The 17,630-nt window shown below is 69.5% G+C and carries 24 protein-coding genes, 1 tRNA gene and 1 pseudogene; 17 read left to right on the top strand and 9 right to left on the bottom strand.

Annotated elements, in window-relative coordinates; genetic code table 11:
* From GGR88_RS05245 to GGR88_RS05235, 3 genes are all read left to right on the top strand, one after another.
* Positions 1 to 921: a tyrosine-type recombinase/integrase gene (locus GGR88_RS05245; RefSeq protein WP_167953534.1), complete on the top strand. Its 921-nt coding sequence runs from the start codon at positions 1 to 3 to the stop codon at positions 919 to 921.
* Positions 918 to 1,859, top strand: a complete 942-nt coding sequence (locus GGR88_RS05240; protein ID WP_167953533.1) for an acetyl-CoA carboxylase carboxyltransferase subunit alpha — start codon at positions 918 to 920, stop codon at positions 1,857 to 1,859. The genes GGR88_RS05245 and GGR88_RS05240 overlap by 4 nt, the downstream gene beginning before the upstream one ends.
* A 78-nt stretch (positions 1,860 to 1,937) precedes the next feature.
* Positions 1,938 to 3,380 carry a M48 family metalloprotease gene (locus tag GGR88_RS05235; protein WP_167953532.1) on the top strand — a complete coding sequence of 481 codons (1,443 nt, stop codon included), beginning with the start codon at positions 1,938 to 1,940 and terminating at the stop codon, positions 3,378 to 3,380.
* Between the two features lie 59 nt (positions 3,381 to 3,439).
* Here GGR88_RS05235 and GGR88_RS05230 read toward each other — a convergent pair whose 3' ends face one another.
* Both GGR88_RS05230 and GGR88_RS05225 read right to left on the bottom strand, forming a co-directional pair.
* Positions 3,440 to 3,610 carry a Flp family type IVb pilin gene (locus tag GGR88_RS05230; protein WP_167953531.1) on the bottom strand — a complete coding sequence of 57 codons (171 nt, stop codon included), beginning with the start codon at positions 3,608 to 3,610 and terminating at the stop codon, positions 3,440 to 3,442.
* 64 nt (positions 3,611 to 3,674) lie between these two features.
* Entirely contained in the window at positions 3,675 to 3,848 is a 174-nt protein-coding gene (locus GGR88_RS05225) for a Flp family type IVb pilin (RefSeq protein WP_167953530.1), read from the bottom strand.
* 173 nt (positions 3,849 to 4,021) lie between these two features.
* Here GGR88_RS05225 and GGR88_RS05220 point away from each other — a divergent pair, with 173 nt between their 5' ends.
* Positions 4,022 to 4,417, top strand: coding sequence for a (deoxy)nucleoside triphosphate pyrophosphohydrolase (locus GGR88_RS05220; protein ID WP_167953529.1), 396 nt, complete (start codon positions 4,022 to 4,024; stop codon positions 4,415 to 4,417).
* Here the strand turns inward: GGR88_RS05220 and GGR88_RS05215 are convergent.
* Positions 4,389 to 5,252 (bottom strand): class I SAM-dependent methyltransferase, encoded by an 864-nt coding sequence (locus GGR88_RS05215; RefSeq protein WP_167953528.1) that lies wholly within the window; start codon positions 5,250 to 5,252, stop codon positions 4,389 to 4,391. The genes GGR88_RS05220 and GGR88_RS05215 overlap by 29 nt on opposite strands.
* A gap of 42 nt (positions 5,253 to 5,294) precedes the next feature.
* Between GGR88_RS05215 and GGR88_RS05210 the strand changes: the two genes are divergently transcribed.
* From GGR88_RS05210 to GGR88_RS05195, 4 genes are all read left to right on the top strand, one after another.
* Positions 5,295 to 6,029 carry a ComF family protein gene (locus GGR88_RS05210; RefSeq protein WP_167953527.1) on the top strand — a complete coding sequence of 245 codons (735 nt, stop codon included), beginning with the start codon at positions 5,295 to 5,297 and terminating at the stop codon, positions 6,027 to 6,029.
* 2 nt (positions 6,030 to 6,031) lie between these two features.
* Positions 6,032 to 6,298 carry a glutaredoxin 3 gene (gene grxC / locus GGR88_RS05205; protein ID WP_167954377.1) on the top strand — a complete coding sequence of 89 codons (267 nt, stop codon included), beginning with the start codon at positions 6,032 to 6,034 and terminating at the stop codon, positions 6,296 to 6,298.
* A complete protein-coding gene (locus GGR88_RS05200) occupies positions 6,295 to 7,116 on the top strand; it encodes a carbon-nitrogen hydrolase family protein (RefSeq protein ID WP_167954376.1) in 822 nt (273 codons plus the stop codon). Before grxC ends, GGR88_RS05200 begins: the two co-directional genes overlap by 4 nt.
* Before the next feature lie 44 nt (positions 7,117 to 7,160).
* Positions 7,161 to 7,237, top strand: a tRNA-Arg gene (locus GGR88_RS05195).
* Between the two features lie 4 nt (positions 7,238 to 7,241).
* Here the strand turns inward: GGR88_RS05195 and aqpZ are convergent.
* Positions 7,242 to 7,988, bottom strand: a pseudogene (gene aqpZ, locus GGR88_RS05190) (aquaporin Z).
* A gap of 514 nt (positions 7,989 to 8,502) precedes the next feature.
* Here aqpZ and GGR88_RS05185 point away from each other — a divergent pair.
* The 4 genes from GGR88_RS05185 to GGR88_RS05170 all read left to right on the top strand — a co-directional run bounded on the left by GGR88_RS05185 (position 8,503) and on the right by GGR88_RS05170 (position 10,340).
* Positions 8,503 to 8,979 (top strand): Hsp20 family protein, encoded by a 477-nt coding sequence (locus tag GGR88_RS05185; RefSeq protein WP_209023192.1) that lies wholly within the window; start codon positions 8,503 to 8,505, stop codon positions 8,977 to 8,979.
* A gap of 95 nt (positions 8,980 to 9,074) precedes the next feature.
* Positions 9,075 to 9,692, top strand: coding sequence for a GTP cyclohydrolase I FolE (gene folE, locus GGR88_RS05180; RefSeq protein WP_167953526.1), 618 nt, complete (start codon positions 9,075 to 9,077; stop codon positions 9,690 to 9,692).
* Entirely contained in the window at positions 9,689 to 10,120 is a 432-nt protein-coding gene (locus tag GGR88_RS05175) for a hypothetical protein (protein ID WP_167953525.1), read from the top strand. The genes folE and GGR88_RS05175 overlap by 4 nt, the downstream gene beginning before the upstream one ends.
* A 46-nt stretch (positions 10,121 to 10,166) precedes the next feature.
* Positions 10,167 to 10,340, top strand: a complete 174-nt coding sequence (locus GGR88_RS05170) for a hypothetical protein (protein ID WP_167953524.1) — start codon at positions 10,167 to 10,169, stop codon at positions 10,338 to 10,340.
* 92 nt (positions 10,341 to 10,432) lie between these two features.
* Here the strand turns inward: GGR88_RS05170 and rplI are convergent, their stop codons facing one another.
* From rplI to rpsF, 3 genes are read right to left on the bottom strand one after another with little or no spacing between them, the layout of a single operon-like run.
* Positions 10,433 to 11,029: a 50S ribosomal protein L9 gene (gene rplI / locus GGR88_RS05165; RefSeq protein ID WP_167953523.1), complete on the bottom strand. Its 597-nt coding sequence runs from the start codon at positions 11,027 to 11,029 to the stop codon at positions 10,433 to 10,435.
* Positions 11,030 to 11,041: 12 nt separating this feature from the next.
* Positions 11,042 to 11,266 carry a 30S ribosomal protein S18 gene (rpsR, locus tag GGR88_RS05160; protein WP_167953522.1) on the bottom strand — a complete coding sequence of 75 codons (225 nt, stop codon included), beginning with the start codon at positions 11,264 to 11,266 and terminating at the stop codon, positions 11,042 to 11,044.
* Positions 11,266 to 11,682: a 30S ribosomal protein S6 gene (gene rpsF / locus GGR88_RS05155; protein WP_167953521.1), complete on the bottom strand. Its 417-nt coding sequence runs from the start codon at positions 11,680 to 11,682 to the stop codon at positions 11,266 to 11,268. Before rpsF ends, rpsR begins: the two co-directional genes overlap by 1 nt.
* A gap of 228 nt (positions 11,683 to 11,910) precedes the next feature.
* Between rpsF and fabD the strand changes: the two genes are divergently transcribed.
* The 5 genes from fabD (at position 11,911) to mltG (ending at position 16,284) form a co-directional block, all read left to right on the top strand.
* Positions 11,911 to 12,846, top strand: a complete 936-nt coding sequence (gene fabD / locus GGR88_RS05150; protein WP_167953520.1) for an ACP S-malonyltransferase — start codon at positions 11,911 to 11,913, stop codon at positions 12,844 to 12,846.
* A gap of 10 nt (positions 12,847 to 12,856) precedes the next feature.
* Complete coding sequence (gene fabG, locus GGR88_RS05145) at positions 12,857 to 13,597, top strand: 3-oxoacyl-[acyl-carrier-protein] reductase (RefSeq protein ID WP_167953519.1); 741 nt, start codon at positions 12,857 to 12,859, stop codon at positions 13,595 to 13,597.
* 75 nt (positions 13,598 to 13,672) lie between these two features.
* Complete coding sequence (locus GGR88_RS05140) at positions 13,673 to 13,909, top strand: acyl carrier protein (protein ID WP_167953518.1); 237 nt, start codon at positions 13,673 to 13,675, stop codon at positions 13,907 to 13,909.
* A gap of 138 nt (positions 13,910 to 14,047) precedes the next feature.
* A complete protein-coding gene (fabF, locus tag GGR88_RS05135) occupies positions 14,048 to 15,304 on the top strand; it encodes a beta-ketoacyl-ACP synthase II (protein WP_167954374.1) in 1,257 nt (418 codons plus the stop codon).
* A gap of 8 nt (positions 15,305 to 15,312) precedes the next feature.
* The gene (gene mltG / locus GGR88_RS05130) at positions 15,313 to 16,284 is read left to right on the top strand and encodes an endolytic transglycosylase MltG (protein ID WP_167953517.1); all 972 of its coding nucleotides are present in this window, start codon (positions 15,313 to 15,315) and stop codon (positions 16,282 to 16,284) included.
* Between the two features lie 3 nt (positions 16,285 to 16,287).
* On the opposite strand, the gene argC is transcribed toward mltG, so the two are convergent.
* On the bottom strand, positions 16,288 to 17,223 hold the full coding sequence (gene argC / locus GGR88_RS05125; protein ID WP_167954373.1) for an N-acetyl-gamma-glutamyl-phosphate reductase: 936 nt from the start codon (positions 17,221 to 17,223) through the stop codon (positions 16,288 to 16,290).
* 21 nt (positions 17,224 to 17,244) lie between these two features.
* Entirely contained in the window at positions 17,245 to 17,571 is a 327-nt protein-coding gene (locus GGR88_RS05120; RefSeq protein ID WP_167954372.1) for a MarR family transcriptional regulator, read from the bottom strand.
* Positions 17,572 to 17,630: the final 59 nt, after the last annotated feature.

Genomic DNA, 17,630 nt, shown 5'->3' with positions numbered 1-17,630 from the left:
ATGACTGCGGACCGCGCGCTGATCGATCGCTTTCTGGAGATGATGGCGGTGGATGCGGGCGCCGCGGCGAACACGATCGCGGCCTACCGCACCGACCTGGAGGGGGCGTCGGCGGTGCTGAAGGGGGAACTGGGCACGGCCGACGCGGGCGCCATCCGGCAGCTTGCCGAAAGCTGGGCGCGGCTCGCGCGATCAACGGTGGCACGCAAGTCCGCGGCGCTTCGCCGCTTCTTCGCCTTTCTGCAGGAAGACGGCCTGCGCAGCGACGATCCCGGCGACGCGCTGCCGCGGCCAACGGCCGGCCGGCCATTGCCGTCCGTGCTGTCCCACGGCGACATGGACCGGTTGTTCGCAGAGATCGCGCGGCGGGTGGCGGAGGGCACACCCGACGCGCTGAGGACCGCCGCCCTGGTGGAGCTGCTGTACGGATCCGGGCTGCGGGCGACCGAGCTGGTCAGCCTGCCTGCCACCGCCATCACGGCCGATCGTCCGTTCATCATCATCCGCGGCAAGGGCGGGCGCGAACGGCTGGTGCCGATCTCCGACCGGGCGCGGGCAGCGGTGGCGGCATGGCGCGCGGTGGCGTCGGCATCGCCCTGGCTGTTCCCGTCGGGCAAGACGCATCTCAGCCGCGTGCGGCTCCACCAGATCGTGAAGGCGCTTGCGGCGGCGGCCGGCGTCCCGCCGGAGCGGGTCGGGCCGCATGTCCTGCGCCACGCCTTTGCCACCCATCTGCTGGAGGGCGGTGCGGACCTGCGCGCGCTGCAGGCGATGCTTGGCCATGCCAGCATCGCGACCACGGAGATCTACACCCATGTCGATGCGCAGCGACTGGTGACGCTGGTCAACGAGCGCCACCCGCTTGCGGACGGCACGGCGTTGACGGGAAAGCGAGGGCGGCCTACCCGCGCCGCCACATGAACAGCTATCTGGAATTCGAAAAGCCCATCGCCGAGCTGGACGCGCGCGCCGCCGACCTGTCGCGCAAGGACGGTGATGCGGAAGCGGCGGCGGAGGCGGCGCGGCTTACCGCACGGTCGCAGACGATGCTGGCCGAAACCTATCGCACGCTGACACCGTGGCAGAAGACGCAGGTCGCCCGCCACCCGCAGCGGCCGCATTTCAAGCATTATGTTGCCGGCCTCGCCGCCGACTGGACGCCCTTGTCCGGCGACCGGGCGTTTGCCGATGATCAGGCGATCATCGGCGGGCTGGCGCGGATCGGCGGGCGCCGGGTGCTACTGATGGGGCACGAGAAAGGTGACGATACCGCCAGCCGCGTGCGCCACAATTTCGGCATGGCGAAGCCGGAGGGGTACCGGAAGGCCATCCGCCTGATGGAACTGGCCGACCGGTTCGGCCTGCCGGTGGTGACGCTGGTGGACACGTCCGGTGCCTTTCCCGGTATCCAGGCGGAAGAGCGGGGACAGGCGGAGGCGATCGCGCGCGCGACCGAGGCCTGCCTGCAGCTGGGCGTGCCGATGGTCGCGGCGATCGTGGGCGAGGGCGGATCGGGCGGCGCGGTGAGCATCGCGGCGGCCAATCGGGTGCTCATGTTCGAACATGCCGTTTATTCGGTGATCTCTCCGGAAGGCTGTGCGTCCATCCTGTGGCGCACCGCCGATCGCGCGCCCGATGCCGCCGAGGCCATGCGGGTGACGTCGGCCGACCTCCTGAAGCTGGGCGTGGTGGATGCGGTGGTGCCCGAGCCGGTCGGCGGCGCGCACCGCGACCCCGGTGCCGCGATCGGAGCGCTGGGAGATGCGATCGGCACCGCGCTGGCCGCGCTCGAGCCGCTCAGCCGCGATGCGTTGCGCGCGGACCGGCGCGCGAAGTTCCTGTCGATCGGCAACTACTGACCCGCGTCGGCTCGCGCGGAACCGCGACGGCGAAAGTGCGGTTTACCCCCGGAACGAAATTCCGCGTGGGAGAGTGAAATGCGTAAGGTGCTGATCCTGTCGGGCGTGGCCGCGGTGGCCGCGCTCGCCGTTCCGGCGTCCATCGAGGCGCAGCGCGTCCGATCGATCAGCCAGTCGGACCGGCAGCAGGGTGCGCAGGCGCATCCGCAGCTGCTGCAGGAGTTCGGCGGCACCTATGATGGGCCGCAGGCTGCCTATGTGCGCCAGGTCGGACAGCGCATCGCGGTGCAATCCGGCCTGTCGAACAGCGGCAGCGATTTCACCGTGTCGCTGCTGAATTCCCCCGTGAACAACGCCTTCGCCATTCCCGGCGGCTATGTCTACGTCACCCGGCAGCTGCTGGGCCTGATGAACGACGAGGCCGAGCTTGCCGGCGTGCTGGGCCACGAGGTCGGCCATGTCGCGGCGCGCCACAGCTCGTCGCGCGGCCGGACCTCCACGATCGGCGCGATCGGGTCGCTCCTCCTGGGCGTGGTGACCGGAAATTCGCAGATCGCGCAGATCGCGGGTCAGGCGGCGCAGCTCTACACGCTTCGCTTCTCGCGCTCGCAGGAGCTGCAGGCGGACGACCTCGGCATCCGCTATCTGGTGGGCGCCGGCTATGATCCCCGTGCGCTTGCCTCCATGCTGGCCTCGCTGGCGGCGCAGACGCAGCTCGACGCGCAGGCGCGGGGCGGCGACGCGCGGTCGCTCGCCGAATGGGCGAGCACCCATCCCGATCCCGCCGGGCGCGTGCGCCGGGCGGAGCAGACGGCGGCGCGCTATCCCGCAACCGGTGCGCTCAATCGCGAGGCGTTCATCCGCCAGCTCGACGGGTTGCGCTATGGCGACGATCCGCGCCAGGGCGTGATCGACGGCCGCACCTTCCGACATCCCGACCTCCGGCTGCAGTTCAGCGTCCCGCAGGGCTTCACCATGTCGAACGGCGCGCGCGCCGTGTCGGTGACCGGGCAGGGCGGTCAGGCGCAGTTCGGCACCGGCAGCTATCGCGGCGACCTCGACAGCTATGTGACGGGCGTGCTCCGCGGCCTCAGCGGCGGGAGCGGCGGCGTGCCGCAGGGGCAGGTCCAGCGGACGCGGATCGGAAACTTTCCCGTTGCCTACACCACCACCCGGGCGAACAGCGGGTCAGGCCAGGTCGACGTCAGCGTCTTCGCCTATGAGTTCGGGCCACAGACCGCCTATCATTTCCTGCTCCTGACGCCAGCCGGCCGCGGCGTCGGCCCGTTCGGCCCGATGCTGGAAAGCCTCCAACGGCTGAGCGCGAGCGAAGCGGCGCAGATCCGTGGGCGCGAGATCGACGTGGTAACGGTCGGCGCGGGCGACACGCCGCAGCGGCTGGCAGCGCGAATGGCCTATCCGGACCTGCAGCTGCAGCGCTTCCTGGTGCTGAACGGCCTCGGTCAGAACGACCGCCTGGTGCCGGGGCAGCAGGTGAAGCTGGTCGTCAATTCGCGCTGACATGCGCAAAGGGCGGCGGCATTGCTGCCACCGCCCCCTTTGCTGCCGATCTCGGTTGATCAGTCGGCCCGTGTGAAGCCGGCATTTGCGCTGTCCATGGTGTTGGACACCGTGCTGCCGATCGACGTCAGGGCAGTGACCAGCCCGAGGGCGACGAGTGCGATCAGAAAGCCGTACTCGATCGCCGTCGCGCCTTTCCGGTCTCGGAGCAGTGCCCGGATGAGGGCCATACTGCTGCTCCTTCCGAAGGGGCGGAGCGGGATCGCCGCTCCGCCCGAAGGCAGGAAGCCCGGCTTACTGGCCGGCCCCGTCCATCGCGTCCGACGCGTTGTTGAACGTGGTCTTCAGGCTGTTGCCCAGACCCGACATCGCGGTGATGGCGGCAACGGCGATCAGAGCGGCGATCAGGCCGTACTCGATGGCGGTCGCACCCTTGTTGTTCTTCGCGAGCTTGTGCAGAAACTTCATAACCGGTCTCCGTGGTTCCGTCGATTTGCCTTAGTCCCGGCCGGCGGAGACCAGAGGCCACGCGCCGACATCGCCGGAATAGGAAGTCCCGGTTGCGAAACACTTAAGCGATTGAGGGAAACAGGGTTAATGGCCGCACAAGGCTTGATCCGCATCGGACCGGCCGGCCGGCCATGCTGATCGTCACCGCCGCAGCGATGGTCGATGCCGACGGCCGCGTCCTTGTCCAGCAGCGACCGGAGGGCAAGGCCTTTGCCGGTTTCTGGGAGTTTCCGGGCGGCAAGCTGGAGCCCGGGGAGACGCCGGAGGCTGCGCTGATCCGCGAGCTGTCCGAGGAACTGGGCATCGATGTCGAGCGGGCGTGCCTGGCACCGGCGTGCTTTGCCAGCGATGTTGCCGGCGACGGTCGCCCGATGCTGCTGCTGCTCTACGTGCTCCGGAAATGGCGGGGCGTGCCGAAACCCATCGAGGCCACCGCGCTTCGCTGGCTGCGGCCGGTGGAGCTGCACCGCATCACCATGCCGCCCGCCGACAAGCCGCTCATCGGCCTTCTGGAGGCGCTCGTCTGAGGGCATCGGCCAGCGATGCGGTGGCGCTGCCGCGGCGTGCGGGCTGCGGCTGGTCAGGCGAAGGTGCCCATCCGGACAGGTGGACGATGTTGAAGGTCTCGGACACGCGACCGTCCGCGTCCGCCTGCGCCGCGAAGGCCGCCGCCGCGCGCGACGCGGCTGACCGCCCGAGCGGCGGCGAGCCCCGAAGCAGGTTGGTCGCCGCCATGCCGCGCAGGTCCGCGACCAGCCCGGCGAGCGCGCGGTAGCGCACCGTCAGCCGGTCGCCGTCGACCACCGGCAGCGTGAAGCCCGCGCGCATCAGGAGGTCGCCGGCCGCGCGCACGTCGATCTGCGGATGGATGCGCGGGGCGGCCTGATCGCCATCGGCCGCCAGCATCGCCGCGCGGAGGCGTGGCAGGCTGCCACCGCCGATGAACGAACCGAGGAACAGGCCGTCCGGACGAAGCATCTGGCGGATTAGGACCAGCGCGCCGGGAAGGTCGTTCAGCTGGTCGAGCACGCCGACCGAGAGGATGAGGTCGAAGCTTCGCGCGGCGAAGATCGGCCGATCCTCGTCCGCCTGGACGCCGCCCGCCGCCTCCGCGAAACGGGCGCCCGCATCGACGCTGGTGACGGCCATGCCGCGGCCCGCGAGCCGGGCAGCGAGGGCGCCGCCATGGCCGCCGAGGTCGAGCACGTCGGAAAACGGCCGGCTGACGAGATCCAGGCGCCCGATCACCTCGTCCGTCATGTGGGCGTGGATGACGTCGTGGGCGGCATAGCGGGGCGCCGCCCGGTCCCGCCGGAGGCGCCGGCGCGCCCGGTCGAAGATCTCCGGAGGATGGTCAGCCATCGTCGGGCTTGTGCCCGGCCGCGCGGCCGGGGACAAGGCGCGATGATCGCGGCCGCGGCGCCCTTCCGCCTCCTTCTCGACTTCGCCCTCCCGCCGCGGTGCCCGGGGTGCGGGGCGGTGGTGGAAGGCGACCTGCGCTTCTGCCTCGCCTGCTGGGGCGCACTCGACTGGCTGGGCGCGGGATGCCCGGGGTGCGGCGTTCCGTTGCCGGCGACCGATGCCGGGCAGCGGTGCGCGCCGTGCCTGGCGGACCCTCCGCTCCATGACGGCGTGCGGGCGGTGGTCGGTTACGGCCCCATTGCCGGGCGGGTGGCGATGGGATTGAAATATGGGCGCAAGATCGGCCTGGCGCGGCTGATCGGCGGGTTCCTCGCACCGCATGTCGACATGGCGGACCGGCCGCTGATCGTCCCTGTCCCACTCCACCGCTGGCGGTTGTGGCAGCGCGGCTTCAACCAGTCGGCGCTGATCGCGGCATCGGTGGCGCGGCGGACGGGCGCGGAGCACGCCCCCGCGCTGCTGAAGCGCACGCGCGCGACGCCCGTGCTGCGCGGGCTCGGACGGGCCGAGCGGAAGCGCGCCATGCAGGGCGCCATCGCCGTCGAGCCGCGGGAGCGGCATCGCCTGGAAGGGCGCACCGTGCTGCTGGTCGACGATGTGCTGACCAGCGGCGCGACATCGGACGCCTGTGTGCGGGCGATGAAACAGGCAGGCGCCCGTCGCGTTCAACTGCTGTGCTGGGCCCGGGTGTTGCCGGGCGACGAAGGAGGCGCATGACCATGGCGGCTGTTGAGATCTACACGAAGTTCGGATGCCCTTATTGCAGCCGGGCCAAGGCGCTGCTGCGCGACAAGGGCGTGGACTTCGAAGAGCATGACATCACCATGGGCGGCCCCGACCGCGCCACGATGATCGAGCGGGCGAACGGTCGCACGACCGTGCCGCAGATCTTCATCGACGGAGAGCATGTCGGCGGGTCAGACGACCTGGCCGCGCTCGATCGCGCCGGCAAGCTCGACCCGATGCTGGAGGGAGCGGCACGCTGAAGATCGCCGTCCTGCAGATGACCGCCGGGATCGACCCGGCGGACAATGCCGTGGCCGTCGCCAGCGCCGTCGCCGATGCGGCGGCAGCGGGTGCCGCCATGCTGTTCACGCCTGAGATGACGAATCTGCTAGATCAAGATCGGGAGCGCTCGGAAGCCCGCGTGGTGGCGGAGGCGGACGATCCCGTCCTCCACGCCGCCCGCGCGTCGGCGGCGCGGCACAAGCTGTGGGTCCATCTCGGCTCGCTGGCGCTGCGGTCGGGCGACAAGCGCGTCAACCGCGGCTTCGTCATCGATGACGCGGGTGAGATCCGGGCGCGGTACGACAAGATCCACCTGTTCGACGCCGACATGCCCACGGGTGAGCGCTGGCGCGAATCGAACAGCTACCAACGCGGCGACAAGGCGGTTGCGGTCGACACGCCCGTCGGCGTCCTTGGCCTCAGCATCTGCTATGACCTGCGTTTCCCGGACCTTTATCGCGCGGTGAGCGATGCCGGGGCGACCGTCCTGTCGGTGCCGGCCGCCTTCACCGTTCCGACAGGTCGTGCCCACTGGCATGTCCTTCTTCGCGCGCGGGCGATCGAGTCAGCGGCGTTCGTCGTCGCGGCCGCGCAGACCGGCACCCATGCGGATGGCCGGCGAACCTTCGGTCATTCGCTGGTGATCGATCCCTGGGGCACGGTGCTGCTCGACATGGGAGAGGAGCCCGGGCTCGGCATTGCGGAGATCGACGCGGCGGCGGTGACCGCCACCCGCGCGCGGATGCCGGTTCTGGACCACCGCCAGCCGATCGGGCCGGTCGACCTGATCGACTGATCAGCTTGCCCGCGGCCGCGACACACCGTAACTCCCATGCCCGTGCGCCCGTAGCTCAGCAGGATAGAGCATCAGATTCCTAATCTGGGGGCCACTGGTTCGAATCCAGTCGGGCGCACCACCGTTCAGGCCCTGGCGTTCTGGTCCGCGACCATCATTTCGACGGGCGTGTCGCCGATCGGGCCCGGCGACTGGTCGGCCGCGCGGTGCGCAAAGAGCCAGCGGCTGGTGAGGCCGGCCACCGCGGCGCCGATGAGCGGAGCCACCCAGAACAGCCAGAGCTGCTGAACAGCCCAGCCCACGACGAGGAGCGCCGGCCCCGTGCTGCGCGCGGGATTGACCGAGGTGTTGGTGATCGGAATCGAGACGAGATGGATCAGCGTCAGCGCGAGGCCGATTGCGAGCGGAGCGAAGGCCGCCGGTGAGCGCTCGTCGGTCGCGCCGATGATGACCCAGAGAAACCCGGCCGTCAGCACGGCTTCAGCGAGGAAGCCGGCGGCCAGCGTGTAGCCGCCTGGCGAGTGCAGGCCTTAACCGTTGGCGGCGAGCCCGCTTGCCGCAAGATCGAAGGTCGGCGATCCCGAGGCGAGCGACAGGAGCACGATGCTGCCAAGGACCCCGCCGACCAGCTGCGCGACGACATAGCCCGGCAGGTCGCGCGCGGAAAAGCGCCCGGCGACGGTCAGCCCCACGGTCACGGCCGGGTTGAAATGCCCGCCCGAGATGAAGCCGACGGCGAAGGCCATGGTGAAGACGGTGAGGCCGAAGGCGAGGCTGACGCCGAGCAGGCCGATCGTGCCCGGCACGTCCGCGCCGGCGGCGAGGACGGCGGCCCCGCAGCCGCCGAGCACCAGCCAGAAGGTGCCGATCATCTCCGCTCCAGCCGCCGTGCCAGCGCCTGGGGCCGCGGCCGTGGCGCGGCGGGAAGGGATGCAGTGGCCGCGTTGATCCCGGTCATGTCATTCATCGCGTGATCCTCCATCAGGCCTGCCACCTTCGGGAGCATCGCTCATCCACGCTGCGCGAGATCGCTCCGATCAGGCCAACAACATGTCATCTTCTTCAACGATCCTTGGTCATTTTGCACCAGGGATGTTCGTTTGCACCGTGCCAACGGCTGGTCGCCTCGGCGATCATGCGGGCGTCAGAGGGACTTAGGGCGGGACATGCCGGCGCGATTTCACCACGCGATCCCGGATGCAGCGTCATCTTCCGAGTCGTTTTCCAGGACACGCGTTGCCCGGCACGACAGGGTGCGCCGGGGGTCTTGACGAACAGCGCGGCGAACCCATCTGGATCGTGCCGGATGCCTTCGGGGTCCGGCGGCGGCGGATGCGCGTGGCACCGCCAGCCTTGAATCCAGGTTGCTCATTGGAGGATTTGGTTATGCGAAACGCTTTTGATTTCACCCCCTATCGCCGGTCGTCGATCGGCTTCGACCGGTTGTTCGACATGCTGGAGAGCGCGACGCGCAGCGACGCAGGGCAGGACGGCTATCCGCCCTTCGACGTGGAACAGCGCGGCGAGGACCTCTATCGCATCAGCATCGCGGTTGCCGGCTTCACCCGTGATCAGATCGACATCACCAGCAAGCCCAACCTTCTGCTCGTGCAGGGCAAGAAGGGCGACGACGGGGATCGGCGCTTCCTCCACCGGGGGATCGCGGCCCGCGCGTTCGAGCGGAGCTTCCAGCTGGCCGACTATGTCGTCGTGACCGGTGCCGAGCTGGCCGACGGCCTGCTGCAGATCGACCTGAAGCGCGAGGTGCCCGAGGCGATCAAGCCGCGGCGCATCGAGATTGGCGGCGCGAGCACGCCGGCCGACGCCATCGAGCACAAGGCTCCAGAAGCCGTCGCGGCCTGATCGACCGCCAAGGCGACATGACATGGGGGCGGGGACCGCAGGGTTCCCGCCCCCTTCTGTTTGGCGCAGACACCATGCTGGGCTAGGCAGCGCGCATGACCAGCCACGCCAGCCCCGCCGACGGGGACCTCGTCTCGTCCCCCGCCAAGCCGCATGTGCCCGACGATGTCGCGGACGCGGTGCGCACGCTGATCCGCTGGGCGGGCGACGATCCCGCGCGCGAGGGGCTGACCGACACACCGGCGCGGGTCGCGCGCGCCTGGCTGGAATATTGTTCGGGCTATGCCGAGGATCCGGCGCACCATCTCAGCCGGACTTTCGAGGAGGTCGGCGGCTATGACGAGATCGTGCTGCTGAAGGATATTCCGTTCCAGTCGCACTGCGAGCATCACATGGCGCCGATCCTGGGGGTTGCGCACATCGCCTATCTGCCGCGCAACCGCGTGGTCGGCATCTCGAAGCTTGCGCGCGTGCTGCACGGCTTTGCGCGCCGGCTGCAGGTGCAGGAACGGCTGACCGCGCAGGTGGCGGACTGCATCTGGGAGCATCTCCAGCCGCTGGGCGTCGCGGTGGTGGTGGAGGCGACCCATGCCTGCATGACGGCACGCGGCGTGCGCACGCCGGGCGTGACCATGACCACCAGCCGGATGATGGGCGTGTTCCGCGACGACGAGCGCAGCCGGCGCGAGGTCCTGGCGCTGATCGGGCGGTGAGAGGCGGCGCGCTCGCCCTGCTGCTGATGCCGGCAGCGCTGCCGGCGCAGACGGCCGAGTCGCTGCAGCAGAACCATGATCGTATGACGCGGGCCGAGGGGTGCCGGCAGGAGCGGGCGGGCGACGTGGTCGTCTGCGCGCGCCGCGACGACGATGCCTTTCGACTGCCGGCTCAGGAGCGGCGCCCGCCCCAGGAGGAAGCGGGTGTGCGGTCGATGGACGCGCATATGGCCCTGGCCGGGGCGGCGCCGGGAAGCCGCGACCAGTGCGGCATCTTCGCCGACCAGCGACGCTGTTCAAAGGCGGACATGATCGCGAGCGGGTGGGGCGGGGGGCGCGACCCGCTGACCGCCGTCGGGCGGCTGATCGGGATCGTCGATGCGGCGGAGCCGCCGGCATTGCCGGAAGGAACGGCCGGGCCGCCGTGACGCGGTAAGCGGCCTTCACGCAGGACGCGGCGTCGGTCAGGCGGGCATGAGGACTTCAGTCTGCTGCACGGAAGCGGTGTTTCACGGTGAGACAGCCGGCAACGGCGATGCAACCTGTTCGTCCGCCGTTCATTTTACTGCCATGCTCAAGGCTATCATCCCCCTCGCCGCTTCGCTGGTCGTTCTGACCGCCACCGTCACCTGCGCCTTCACGGGCTGATCGCGGACAGGCAGCCAGCGACTGTCATGGCATGAAAAAAGGGCCGGATGGATCGCTCCATCCGGCCCTTTTTCGTTGAACGCAGCCGAAGCTCAGCCCTCGCGGCTGTCGTCCTCGTCGCCGCGGTCCGTGGCGATCTCGCCCGGTTCCGCATTGGGGTCGAAGTCCTCGGTGAAGCCGGCCTCGTCCTTTTCGAACATCTCGGCCATCACGTCGACGCCCTGCGCCTGCAGCTCGGCCTCTTCCGGCGAGCGGGCGACGTTCACCGTGACCTTCACGGACACTTCCGGGTGCAGCTGCACGCGGACGTCGCTGACGCCGATCGACTTGATCGGACGGTCGAGCACGACCTGGCTCTTGGTCAGCTTGGTGCCATCGGCCTCAAGCGCCTCGACGATGTCGCGGACGCTGACCGAACCGTAGAGCTGGCCAGTGTTGGACGCCTGACGGATCAGCGTCACGCTCTTGCCGTCGATATCCTTCGACGCCGTTTCCGCATCGCTCCGGCGCGCGGCGTTGTCGGCCTCGATCTGCGCGCGGTTGGCCTCGAACACCTTGCGGTTGGCTTCGTTGGCGCGCAGCGCCTTCTTGCGCGGCAGCAGGAAGTTGCGGGCGAAACCCGGCTTCACCGACACCACGTCGCCGATCTGGCCGAGCTTCTCGACCCGTTCAAGCAGGATCACATCCATGGGTTCTGCTCCTTACTTCACGATGTAGGGCAGCAGGCCCAGGTGACGCGAACGCTTGATCGCCTGGGCGAGCTCACGCTGCTTCTTGGCGCTGACGGCGGTGATGCGCGACGGCACGATCTTGCCCCGCTCGGACACGAAGCCCTGCAGCAGACGGACATCCTTGTAGTCGATCCGCGGAGCGTCCTTGCCCGAGAACGGGCAGCTCTTGCGGCGGCGGAAAAACGGACGCGCCATTATGCGGCCTCCTCTTCACGGTCGCGACGTGGGCCGCGGTCGCCACGGTCGCCCGCACCACGCTCGCCACGGTCGCCGCGGCGGCCGTCACGATCGCTCTTGCGCATCATCACGGACGGGCCGGCCTCGTGCGCGTCGACGCGCACGGTCATGTAGCGGATCACGTCCTCGTTGATGGAGGTCTGGCGCTCCAGCTCGGCCACCGTGTTCGACGGCGCCTCGAACTCGAGCAGCACATAATGCGCCTTGCGGTTCTTCGCGATGCGATAGGCGAGGCCGCGCAGGCCCCAGGTCTCGGTCTTCACGACCTTGCCACCCGTCTCCTCGACGATCCTGGTGGCGGTCTCCGCAAGCGCATCGACCTGGGCCTGAGCCAGATCCTGACGCGCAAGGAAGACGTGCTCGTACAGAGCCATGTCTCTTGCCTTCATGTTGGCCGATCGCTGACGCCGCCCGATGCGGTCGCCCCTCCGGCTGTCGTCTCGTCCGGCGCCGTAATGCCGGAAGTCGCGCCCTATGGCCCGCCTCCGCGAAAAGCTCAACCCCGTTCAGGCCGCGCTTGTCGAAGCCTTGCCGTTTCTTCTAACCGCGCGGGGGAGGCGGCAGGGCTGTCACCGGTCCCGCCCGAACGGAGTTCTGAGACGATGCGAGCCTTTATCTTTCCCGGCCAGGGCAGCCAGCAGGTCGGCATGGGCCGCGCGATCGCCGACGGCAGCGCCGCGGCGCGCGCCGTGTTCGAGGAAGTGGACGATGCGCTCGACCAGCATCTGTTCCGCCTGATGACCGATGGCCCGGCAGACGAACTGCAGCTGACCGCCAACGCCCAGCCCGCGATCATGGCCAACGCCATCGCGACGCTGCGCGTGCTGGAGTCCGACGGCGGCATCCGCCTGGCCGACAAGGCCGCGTTCGTCGCCGGCCATTCGCTGGGCGAATATAGCGCGCTGTGCGCGGCGGGCGCGATCGACCTGCCAACGACGGCAAGGCTGCTGCGGCTCCGCGGGGAAGCGATGCAGGCCGCGGTGCCGGTCGGGGAGGGCGCGATGGCGGCGGTGCTGGGCGCGGACGTGGAGGTGGCGCAGCGGCTGGCCGCGGCGGCGGCCGAGGGCGAGGTCTGCACGGTCGCCAACGACAATGATCCGACGCAGGTCGTGATTTCCGGGCACAAGGGTGCGATCGACCGCGCGATCGGCCTTGCCAAGGAAATGGGCGCCAAGCGGGCGATCGCGCTGCCGGTGTCCGCCCCCTTCCATTGCCCGCTGATGCAGCCGGCGGCCGACGCGATGCAGGCGGCGCTGGCCGAAGCGCGCATGCAGGCGCCGCTGGTGCCGGTGTTCGCCAACGTCACGGCCGCGGCCGTCGCCGATCCGGACGAGATCCGGCGGCTGCTGGTGGAGCAAGTGACGGGGCGCGTGCGCTGGCGCGAGAGCGTGATCGCCATGCGCGCGGCGGGCGTCGCGCAGTTCGTGGAGCTGGGCGGCAAGGTGCTGGGTCCGATGGTCAAGCGCATCGATGGCGATGCGGAAGTCTCGAGCATCGTCACGATGGACGATGCCGAGGCACTGGCGAAGACGCTTTGAGGAGTTCGACATGTTTGATCTGACGGGGATGACGGCGCTGGTAACCGGCGCGTCGGGCGGCATCGGCTCCGCGGTGGCCAAGGCGCTTGCGGGGCAGGGCGCCCGGCTGGCGCTGAGCGGGTCCAACCAGGCCAAGCTGGAGGCGTTCGCAGGCGAGATCGGCGGGAGCCATGTGACGCTGGCCTGCGACCTGTCGGACGGCGCGGCGGTGGACGGGCTGGTCCCGCGCGCAGTGGAAGCGCTCGGCGGGCGGCTGGACATCCTGGTCAACAATGCCGGCGTCACCCGCGACAACCTGGTGATGCGGATGAAGGACGATGAATGGGACCAGGTCATCACCGTCAACCTGGAGGCGGCGTTCCGGCTAGCGCGGGCCGCCGCCAAGCCGATGATGAAGCAGCGTCATGGCCGCATCATCTCGGTGACGAGCGTGGTGGGCGCGACCGGAAACCCGGGGCAGGCCAACTATGCCGCGTCGAAGGGCGGGCTGACCGCCATGTCCAAGGCGCTGGCGCAGGAGCTGGCCAGCCGCAACATCACCGTGAACTGCGTGGCGCCGGGCTTCATCACCTCTCCGATGACCGATGCCTTGCCCGACGCGCAGAAGGAGGCGCTGACCACCCGCATTCCGGCCGGCCGGCTTGGCGAGGGCAGCGACGTGGGTGCCGCCGTCGCCTACCTGGCGTCGCGCGAGGCAGCCTATGTCACCGGGCAGACCGTGCATGTGAACGGCGGCATGGCGATGCTGTGATTGCCCGCAGGGGTTGCAAGCTGAATAGGCCCTGATTAGGGCGGCGAGACTGAATTGACCCGAGAAGGACTATCCATGAGCGAGACCGCCGACCGCGTGAAGAAGATCGTTGTCGAGCACCTCGGCGTCGAGGCCGACAAGGTGACCGAGGACGCAAGCTTCATCGACGATCTGGGTGCGGACAGCCTCGACATCGTCGAGCTGGTGATGGCCTTCGAGGAAGAGTTCGGGGTCGAGATCCCCGACGACGCCGCGGAGAAGATCACCACCGTGCGCGACGCCATCACCTACATCGACAGCAACAAGGGCTGAACGGCCGCCGGCCGCGCCGGGCCCTTCGGGGTCCGGTGTCAGCTCCGCATATTGGCGGCCTCCCGACACCGGCTGGAACCGGGCGGGAGGCCGTTTCGCTTTGTAAGGATCGGACGGGAGTAGAAGATGGCGACAGAGATGCGCCGCGTTGTCGTCACCGGGCTGGGGCTCGTCACGCCGCTTGGCGGTGACGTCGAGACGACCTGGGCGAACCTGATCGCCGGCAAGAGCGGCATCGGGCCCATCACGCGCTTCGACGTGTCCGACCAGAAGGCGAAGATCGCGGGCGAGGTGAAGCCGGCCGATCACCCCTGGGGCTTCGACGCGAACAAGCGCGTCGACCACAAGGTGCAGCGCCAGGTCGACCCCTTCATCGTCTATGCGATCGATGCCGCCGGCCAGGCGCTCGAGGATGCCGGGCTGACCGACATGGACCAGGACATGCGCGAGCGTGCCGGCGTCTCCATCGGATCGGGCATCGGCGGACTGCCGGGCATCGAGAGCGAGTCTTTGGTGCTGAAGGAGCGCGGCCCCGGACGCGTCAGCCCGCATTTCGTCCACGGCCGGCTGATCAACCTGACCAGCGGCCAGGTGTCGATCAAGTACGGCCTGATGGGACCCAACCATTCGGTGGTCACCGCCTGCTCAACCGGTGCGCACTCGATCGGCGACGCGGCGCGCATGATCAAGGACGGCGATGCCGACATCATGCTGGCGGGGGGCGCGGAAAGCACGATCAACCCGCTCGGCGTGGCCGGCTTCGCGCAGGCCAAGGCGCTCAACATGAGCATGAATGATCGTCCCGAGCAGGCCAGCCGCCCCTATGACCGCAACCGCGACGGCTTCGTCATGGGCGAGGGCGCCGGGGTGGTCGTGCTCGAGGAATATGAGCATGCCAAGGCACGCGGCGCGAAGATCTATGCCGAGGTGGTCGGATACGGCCTGTCCGGCGACGCCTACCACGTCACGGCTCCGCATCCGGAAGGGCGCGGCGCCGAGCTCGCCATGAAGATGGCGCTGCGCAAGGCCGGGCTGGAGCCGGGCGACATCGACTACATCAACGCGCATGGCACATCGACGATGGCCGACACCATCGAACTGGGCGCGGTGAAGCGCGTGCTGGGCGACGACCTGGGCGGCGCTTCGATGAGCAGCACCAAGTCCGCCATCGGTCACCTGCTGGGCGGCGCGGGCGCGGTGGAGGCGATCTTCTGCATCCTCGCCATCCGCGACCAGATCGTGCCGCCGACGCTCAACCTCGACGATCCGGACGACGGAACGGAGGGTGTCGACCTGGTCCCGCACACCGCCAAGAAGCGGCCGGTGCGCGCGGCGCTCAACAACAGCTTCGGATTCGGCGGCACCAACGCTTCCGTGATCCTGAAGGCGATCTAGCAGCACGCATGCGGCGGCTCGTCTTCCTTCTGGCCGCCCTGCTGCTGATCGGCGCGGGCGGCGCCTATGTCTGGGCATCGTCGCAGTGGACGGGCGCCGGGCCGGCTCCGCGCGAGACGCTGGTGCGGGTCGCGCCGGGCAGTTCCGTCCGCGGCGCCGCCGGGGCGCTGGAGGACGCGGGCGTGATCGCCTCGGCCGACCGGTTCGTCACCCTGCAGCGGCTGTTCGGCGACGACGAGCCGGTGAAGGCCGGTGAATATCTGGTGCCCGCCGGGGCCAGCCCGCAGGCAGTGCTGGCGCTTCTGCAGTCCGGCCGCAGTTTCCAGCGGCAGATCGTGGTGCCGGAAGGAACGCCCTCCGTCCTCGTCCACGACCGGCTGATGCGGGAATCGGCGCTGACGGGATCGGTCGCGGTCCCGGCGGAAGGATCGATCCTTCCCGACAGCTACAGCTTCGAAGCGGGTGAGACGCGCGCGGCGGTGGTCGCGCGGATGCAGGCGGCGATGACCCGCGAGCTCGACCGGCTGTGGCGGGCGCGCAAGCCCACCACGGCCGTGCGGACAAAGGCGGAGGCGCTGACGCTCGCCTCCATCGTCGAAAAGGAAACGGGCGTTCCGGCCGAGCGACGGACGGTTGCGGGCGTTTATTCGAATCGCCTGCGGCTTGGCATGCCGCTGCAGGCCGATCCCACCGTCATCTACCCGATCACGCGGGGGCGTCCGCTCGGCCGGCGGATCCTTCGGTCGGAACTGGACGCGCGGAACGGCTACAACACCTATGCCATGGCCGGGCTGCCGCAGGGGCCGATCGCCAATCCGGGGCGGCTCTCCATCGCCGCCGTGCTTGATCCGGCAGCGACCCGCGCGCTGTATTTCGTTGCCGACGGGTCGGGCGGGCATGTGTTCGCCGACACGCTGCAGCAGCATCAGGCGAACGTCGAACGCTGGTACGCGCTGCGCCGGTCGCGCGGCGAGATGTAGCGGCTAGAGCCGGAGGCCGGCGGTCTCCGGAAGTCCGCTCATGATGTTCAGGTTCTGGATGGCGGCCCCGGCCGCGCCCTTGCCGAGATTGTCGAGCAGCGCGACCAGCCGCGCCTGACCGGCGACCGCGTCGCCAAGCACGAACAGCTCCATGCCATCGGTGCCGGCCATGCGCTCGATATCGAGCGTGGCGGGCCGCGCGTCCGACACGCGCACGATCGGCGAGCCGGCATAGGCGGACGCGAGGCTTTGCCGCAGGTCATCCAGCGTCGGCGCGCCCGGCAGCCGGGCAAGCGGGAGCGGCACCTCAACGATCATGCCGCGGTAGGTGCGGGTCACCGCCGGCGTGAACAGCGGGGCATGCGCGAGGCCGGCATGAACCCGCATCTCGCCCAGATGCTTGTGACCGAGGCCGAGCGCATAGGCGCGGTGCGCGGTGCTGGTGGCATCGGGCGCGTCCGCGTTCTCGAAGGCGGCGACCATGGCCTTGCCACCGCCGGAATAGCCGGACACCGCATTGACGCTGACCGGCCAGTCGGCGGGGAGCAGGCCGTCGGCGACCAGCGGCCGCACGAGCGCGAGAAAGCCGGTCGGGTAGCAGCCGGGATTGCTGACCAGCCGCGCCTGTTCGATCGCGCGCCGGACGTCGCCGCCGAGCTCAGGAAAGCCATAGGCGAAGCGCGGGTCGATCCGATGCGCGCTGGAGGCGTCGATGATGCGCGCGTTCGTGCCCTCGGCAAGGGCGACCGCGTCGCGCGCGGCGTCGTCGGGAAGGCAGAGGATGGTGATGTCCGCTGCCGCGATCGCGTCGGCACGCGCCGCCGCCGACTTGCGCTCCGCATCGCCCAGGATGAGCAGGTCAAACTCCGGCCGGTTCGCCAGCCGGTCGACGATCTCCAGCCCCGTCGTTCCCGCCGCGCCGTCGATGAAGACGCGCATCACCGGCGGGCTCCCAAGGCGTCAGGCCTCGATCGGCTCCCGCCGATCCTCGGATCGGTTGCCAGCGGTGACAAGGGCGCGGAAGCTTTCAAGGAAATTCGCCCCCTCGCTGGTCGGCGTCACGAAGATGTTGCGGCGATCCACATCGTCGCGCTGCCGCCGCAGGTAGCCGAGGGTGGCCAGCCGGTTCAAGGCGCGGGTGATCACCGGCTTCGATACGTTCAGCCCGCGGGCGAGGCCGCGGACCGTATGGGGGCCCGGTTTCAGGTAGACAATCAGCAGCAGCGCCATCTGCCGGTTGGTCAGGTCGGGCTCCCCCGACCGGACATAATCCAGCAGCGTTCTCATCCACCCGAACAGCGGCTTTTCTGGCATGGACGACGTCCTTTCGCCTAAATCACTGACGC

Origin of the sequence: Sphingomonas jejuensis, from assembly GCF_011927695.1 — a bacterium.
In the GTDB taxonomy this organism is placed as follows: Bacteria; Pseudomonadota; Alphaproteobacteria; order Sphingomonadales; family Sphingomonadaceae; genus Sphingomonas_K; species Sphingomonas_K jejuensis.
Note: the sequence above shows the minus strand (reverse complement) of the source record. Positions and strands in the feature narration are given on the sequence as shown.

What these genes read in the sequence shown, in the direction of transcription:
- argC (WP_167954373.1), bottom strand. Translation starts at nt 17,223, where the DNA reads ATGCGCGTCTTCATCGACGGCGCGGCGGGAACGACGGGGCTGGAGATC.
- GGR88_RS05225 (WP_167953530.1), bottom strand. Translation starts at nt 3,848, where the DNA reads ATGAAGTTTCTGCACAAGCTCGCGAAGAACAACAAGGGTGCGACCGCC.
- folE (WP_167953526.1), top strand. Translation starts at nt 9,075, where the DNA reads ATGACCAGCCACGCCAGCCCCGCCGACGGGGACCTCGTCTCGTCCCCC.
- grxC (WP_167954377.1), top strand. Translation starts at nt 6,032, where the DNA reads ATGGCGGCTGTTGAGATCTACACGAAGTTCGGATGCCCTTATTGCAGC.
- GGR88_RS05170 (WP_167953524.1), top strand. Translation starts at nt 10,167, where the DNA reads ATGAGGACTTCAGTCTGCTGCACGGAAGCGGTGTTTCACGGTGAGACA.
- rpsR (WP_167953522.1), bottom strand. Translation starts at nt 11,266, where the DNA reads ATGGCGCGTCCGTTTTTCCGCCGCCGCAAGAGCTGCCCGTTCTCGGGC.
- GGR88_RS05185 (WP_209023192.1), top strand. Translation starts at nt 8,503, where the DNA reads ATGCGAAACGCTTTTGATTTCACCCCCTATCGCCGGTCGTCGATCGGC.
- GGR88_RS05230 (WP_167953531.1), bottom strand. Translation starts at nt 3,610, where the DNA reads ATGGCCCTCATCCGGGCACTGCTCCGAGACCGGAAAGGCGCGACGGCG.
- GGR88_RS05215 (WP_167953528.1), bottom strand. Translation starts at nt 5,252, where the DNA reads ATGGCTGACCATCCTCCGGAGATCTTCGACCGGGCGCGCCGGCGCCTC.
- GGR88_RS05140 (WP_167953518.1), top strand. Translation starts at nt 13,673, where the DNA reads ATGAGCGAGACCGCCGACCGCGTGAAGAAGATCGTTGTCGAGCACCTC.
- GGR88_RS05235 (WP_167953532.1), top strand. Translation starts at nt 1,938, where the DNA reads ATGCGTAAGGTGCTGATCCTGTCGGGCGTGGCCGCGGTGGCCGCGCTC.
- fabF (WP_167954374.1), top strand. Translation starts at nt 14,048, where the DNA reads ATGCGCCGCGTTGTCGTCACCGGGCTGGGGCTCGTCACGCCGCTTGGC.
- fabD (WP_167953520.1), top strand. Translation starts at nt 11,911, where the DNA reads ATGCGAGCCTTTATCTTTCCCGGCCAGGGCAGCCAGCAGGTCGGCATG.
- GGR88_RS05210 (WP_167953527.1), top strand. Translation starts at nt 5,295, where the DNA reads ATGATCGCGGCCGCGGCGCCCTTCCGCCTCCTTCTCGACTTCGCCCTC.
- GGR88_RS05220 (WP_167953529.1), top strand. Translation starts at nt 4,022, where the DNA reads ATGCTGATCGTCACCGCCGCAGCGATGGTCGATGCCGACGGCCGCGTC.
- rpsF (WP_167953521.1), bottom strand. Translation starts at nt 11,682, where the DNA reads ATGGCTCTGTACGAGCACGTCTTCCTTGCGCGTCAGGATCTGGCTCAG.
- GGR88_RS05240 (WP_167953533.1), top strand. Translation starts at nt 918, where the DNA reads ATGAACAGCTATCTGGAATTCGAAAAGCCCATCGCCGAGCTGGACGCG.
- GGR88_RS05120 (WP_167954372.1), bottom strand. Translation starts at nt 17,571, where the DNA reads ATGAGAACGCTGCTGGATTATGTCCGGTCGGGGGAGCCCGACCTGACC.
- fabG (WP_167953519.1), top strand. Translation starts at nt 12,857, where the DNA reads ATGTTTGATCTGACGGGGATGACGGCGCTGGTAACCGGCGCGTCGGGC.
- rplI (WP_167953523.1), bottom strand. Translation starts at nt 11,029, where the DNA reads ATGGATGTGATCCTGCTTGAACGGGTCGAGAAGCTCGGCCAGATCGGC.
- GGR88_RS05245 (WP_167953534.1), top strand. Translation starts at nt 1, where the DNA reads ATGACTGCGGACCGCGCGCTGATCGATCGCTTTCTGGAGATGATGGCG.
- mltG (WP_167953517.1), top strand. Translation starts at nt 15,313, where the DNA reads ATGCGGCGGCTCGTCTTCCTTCTGGCCGCCCTGCTGCTGATCGGCGCG.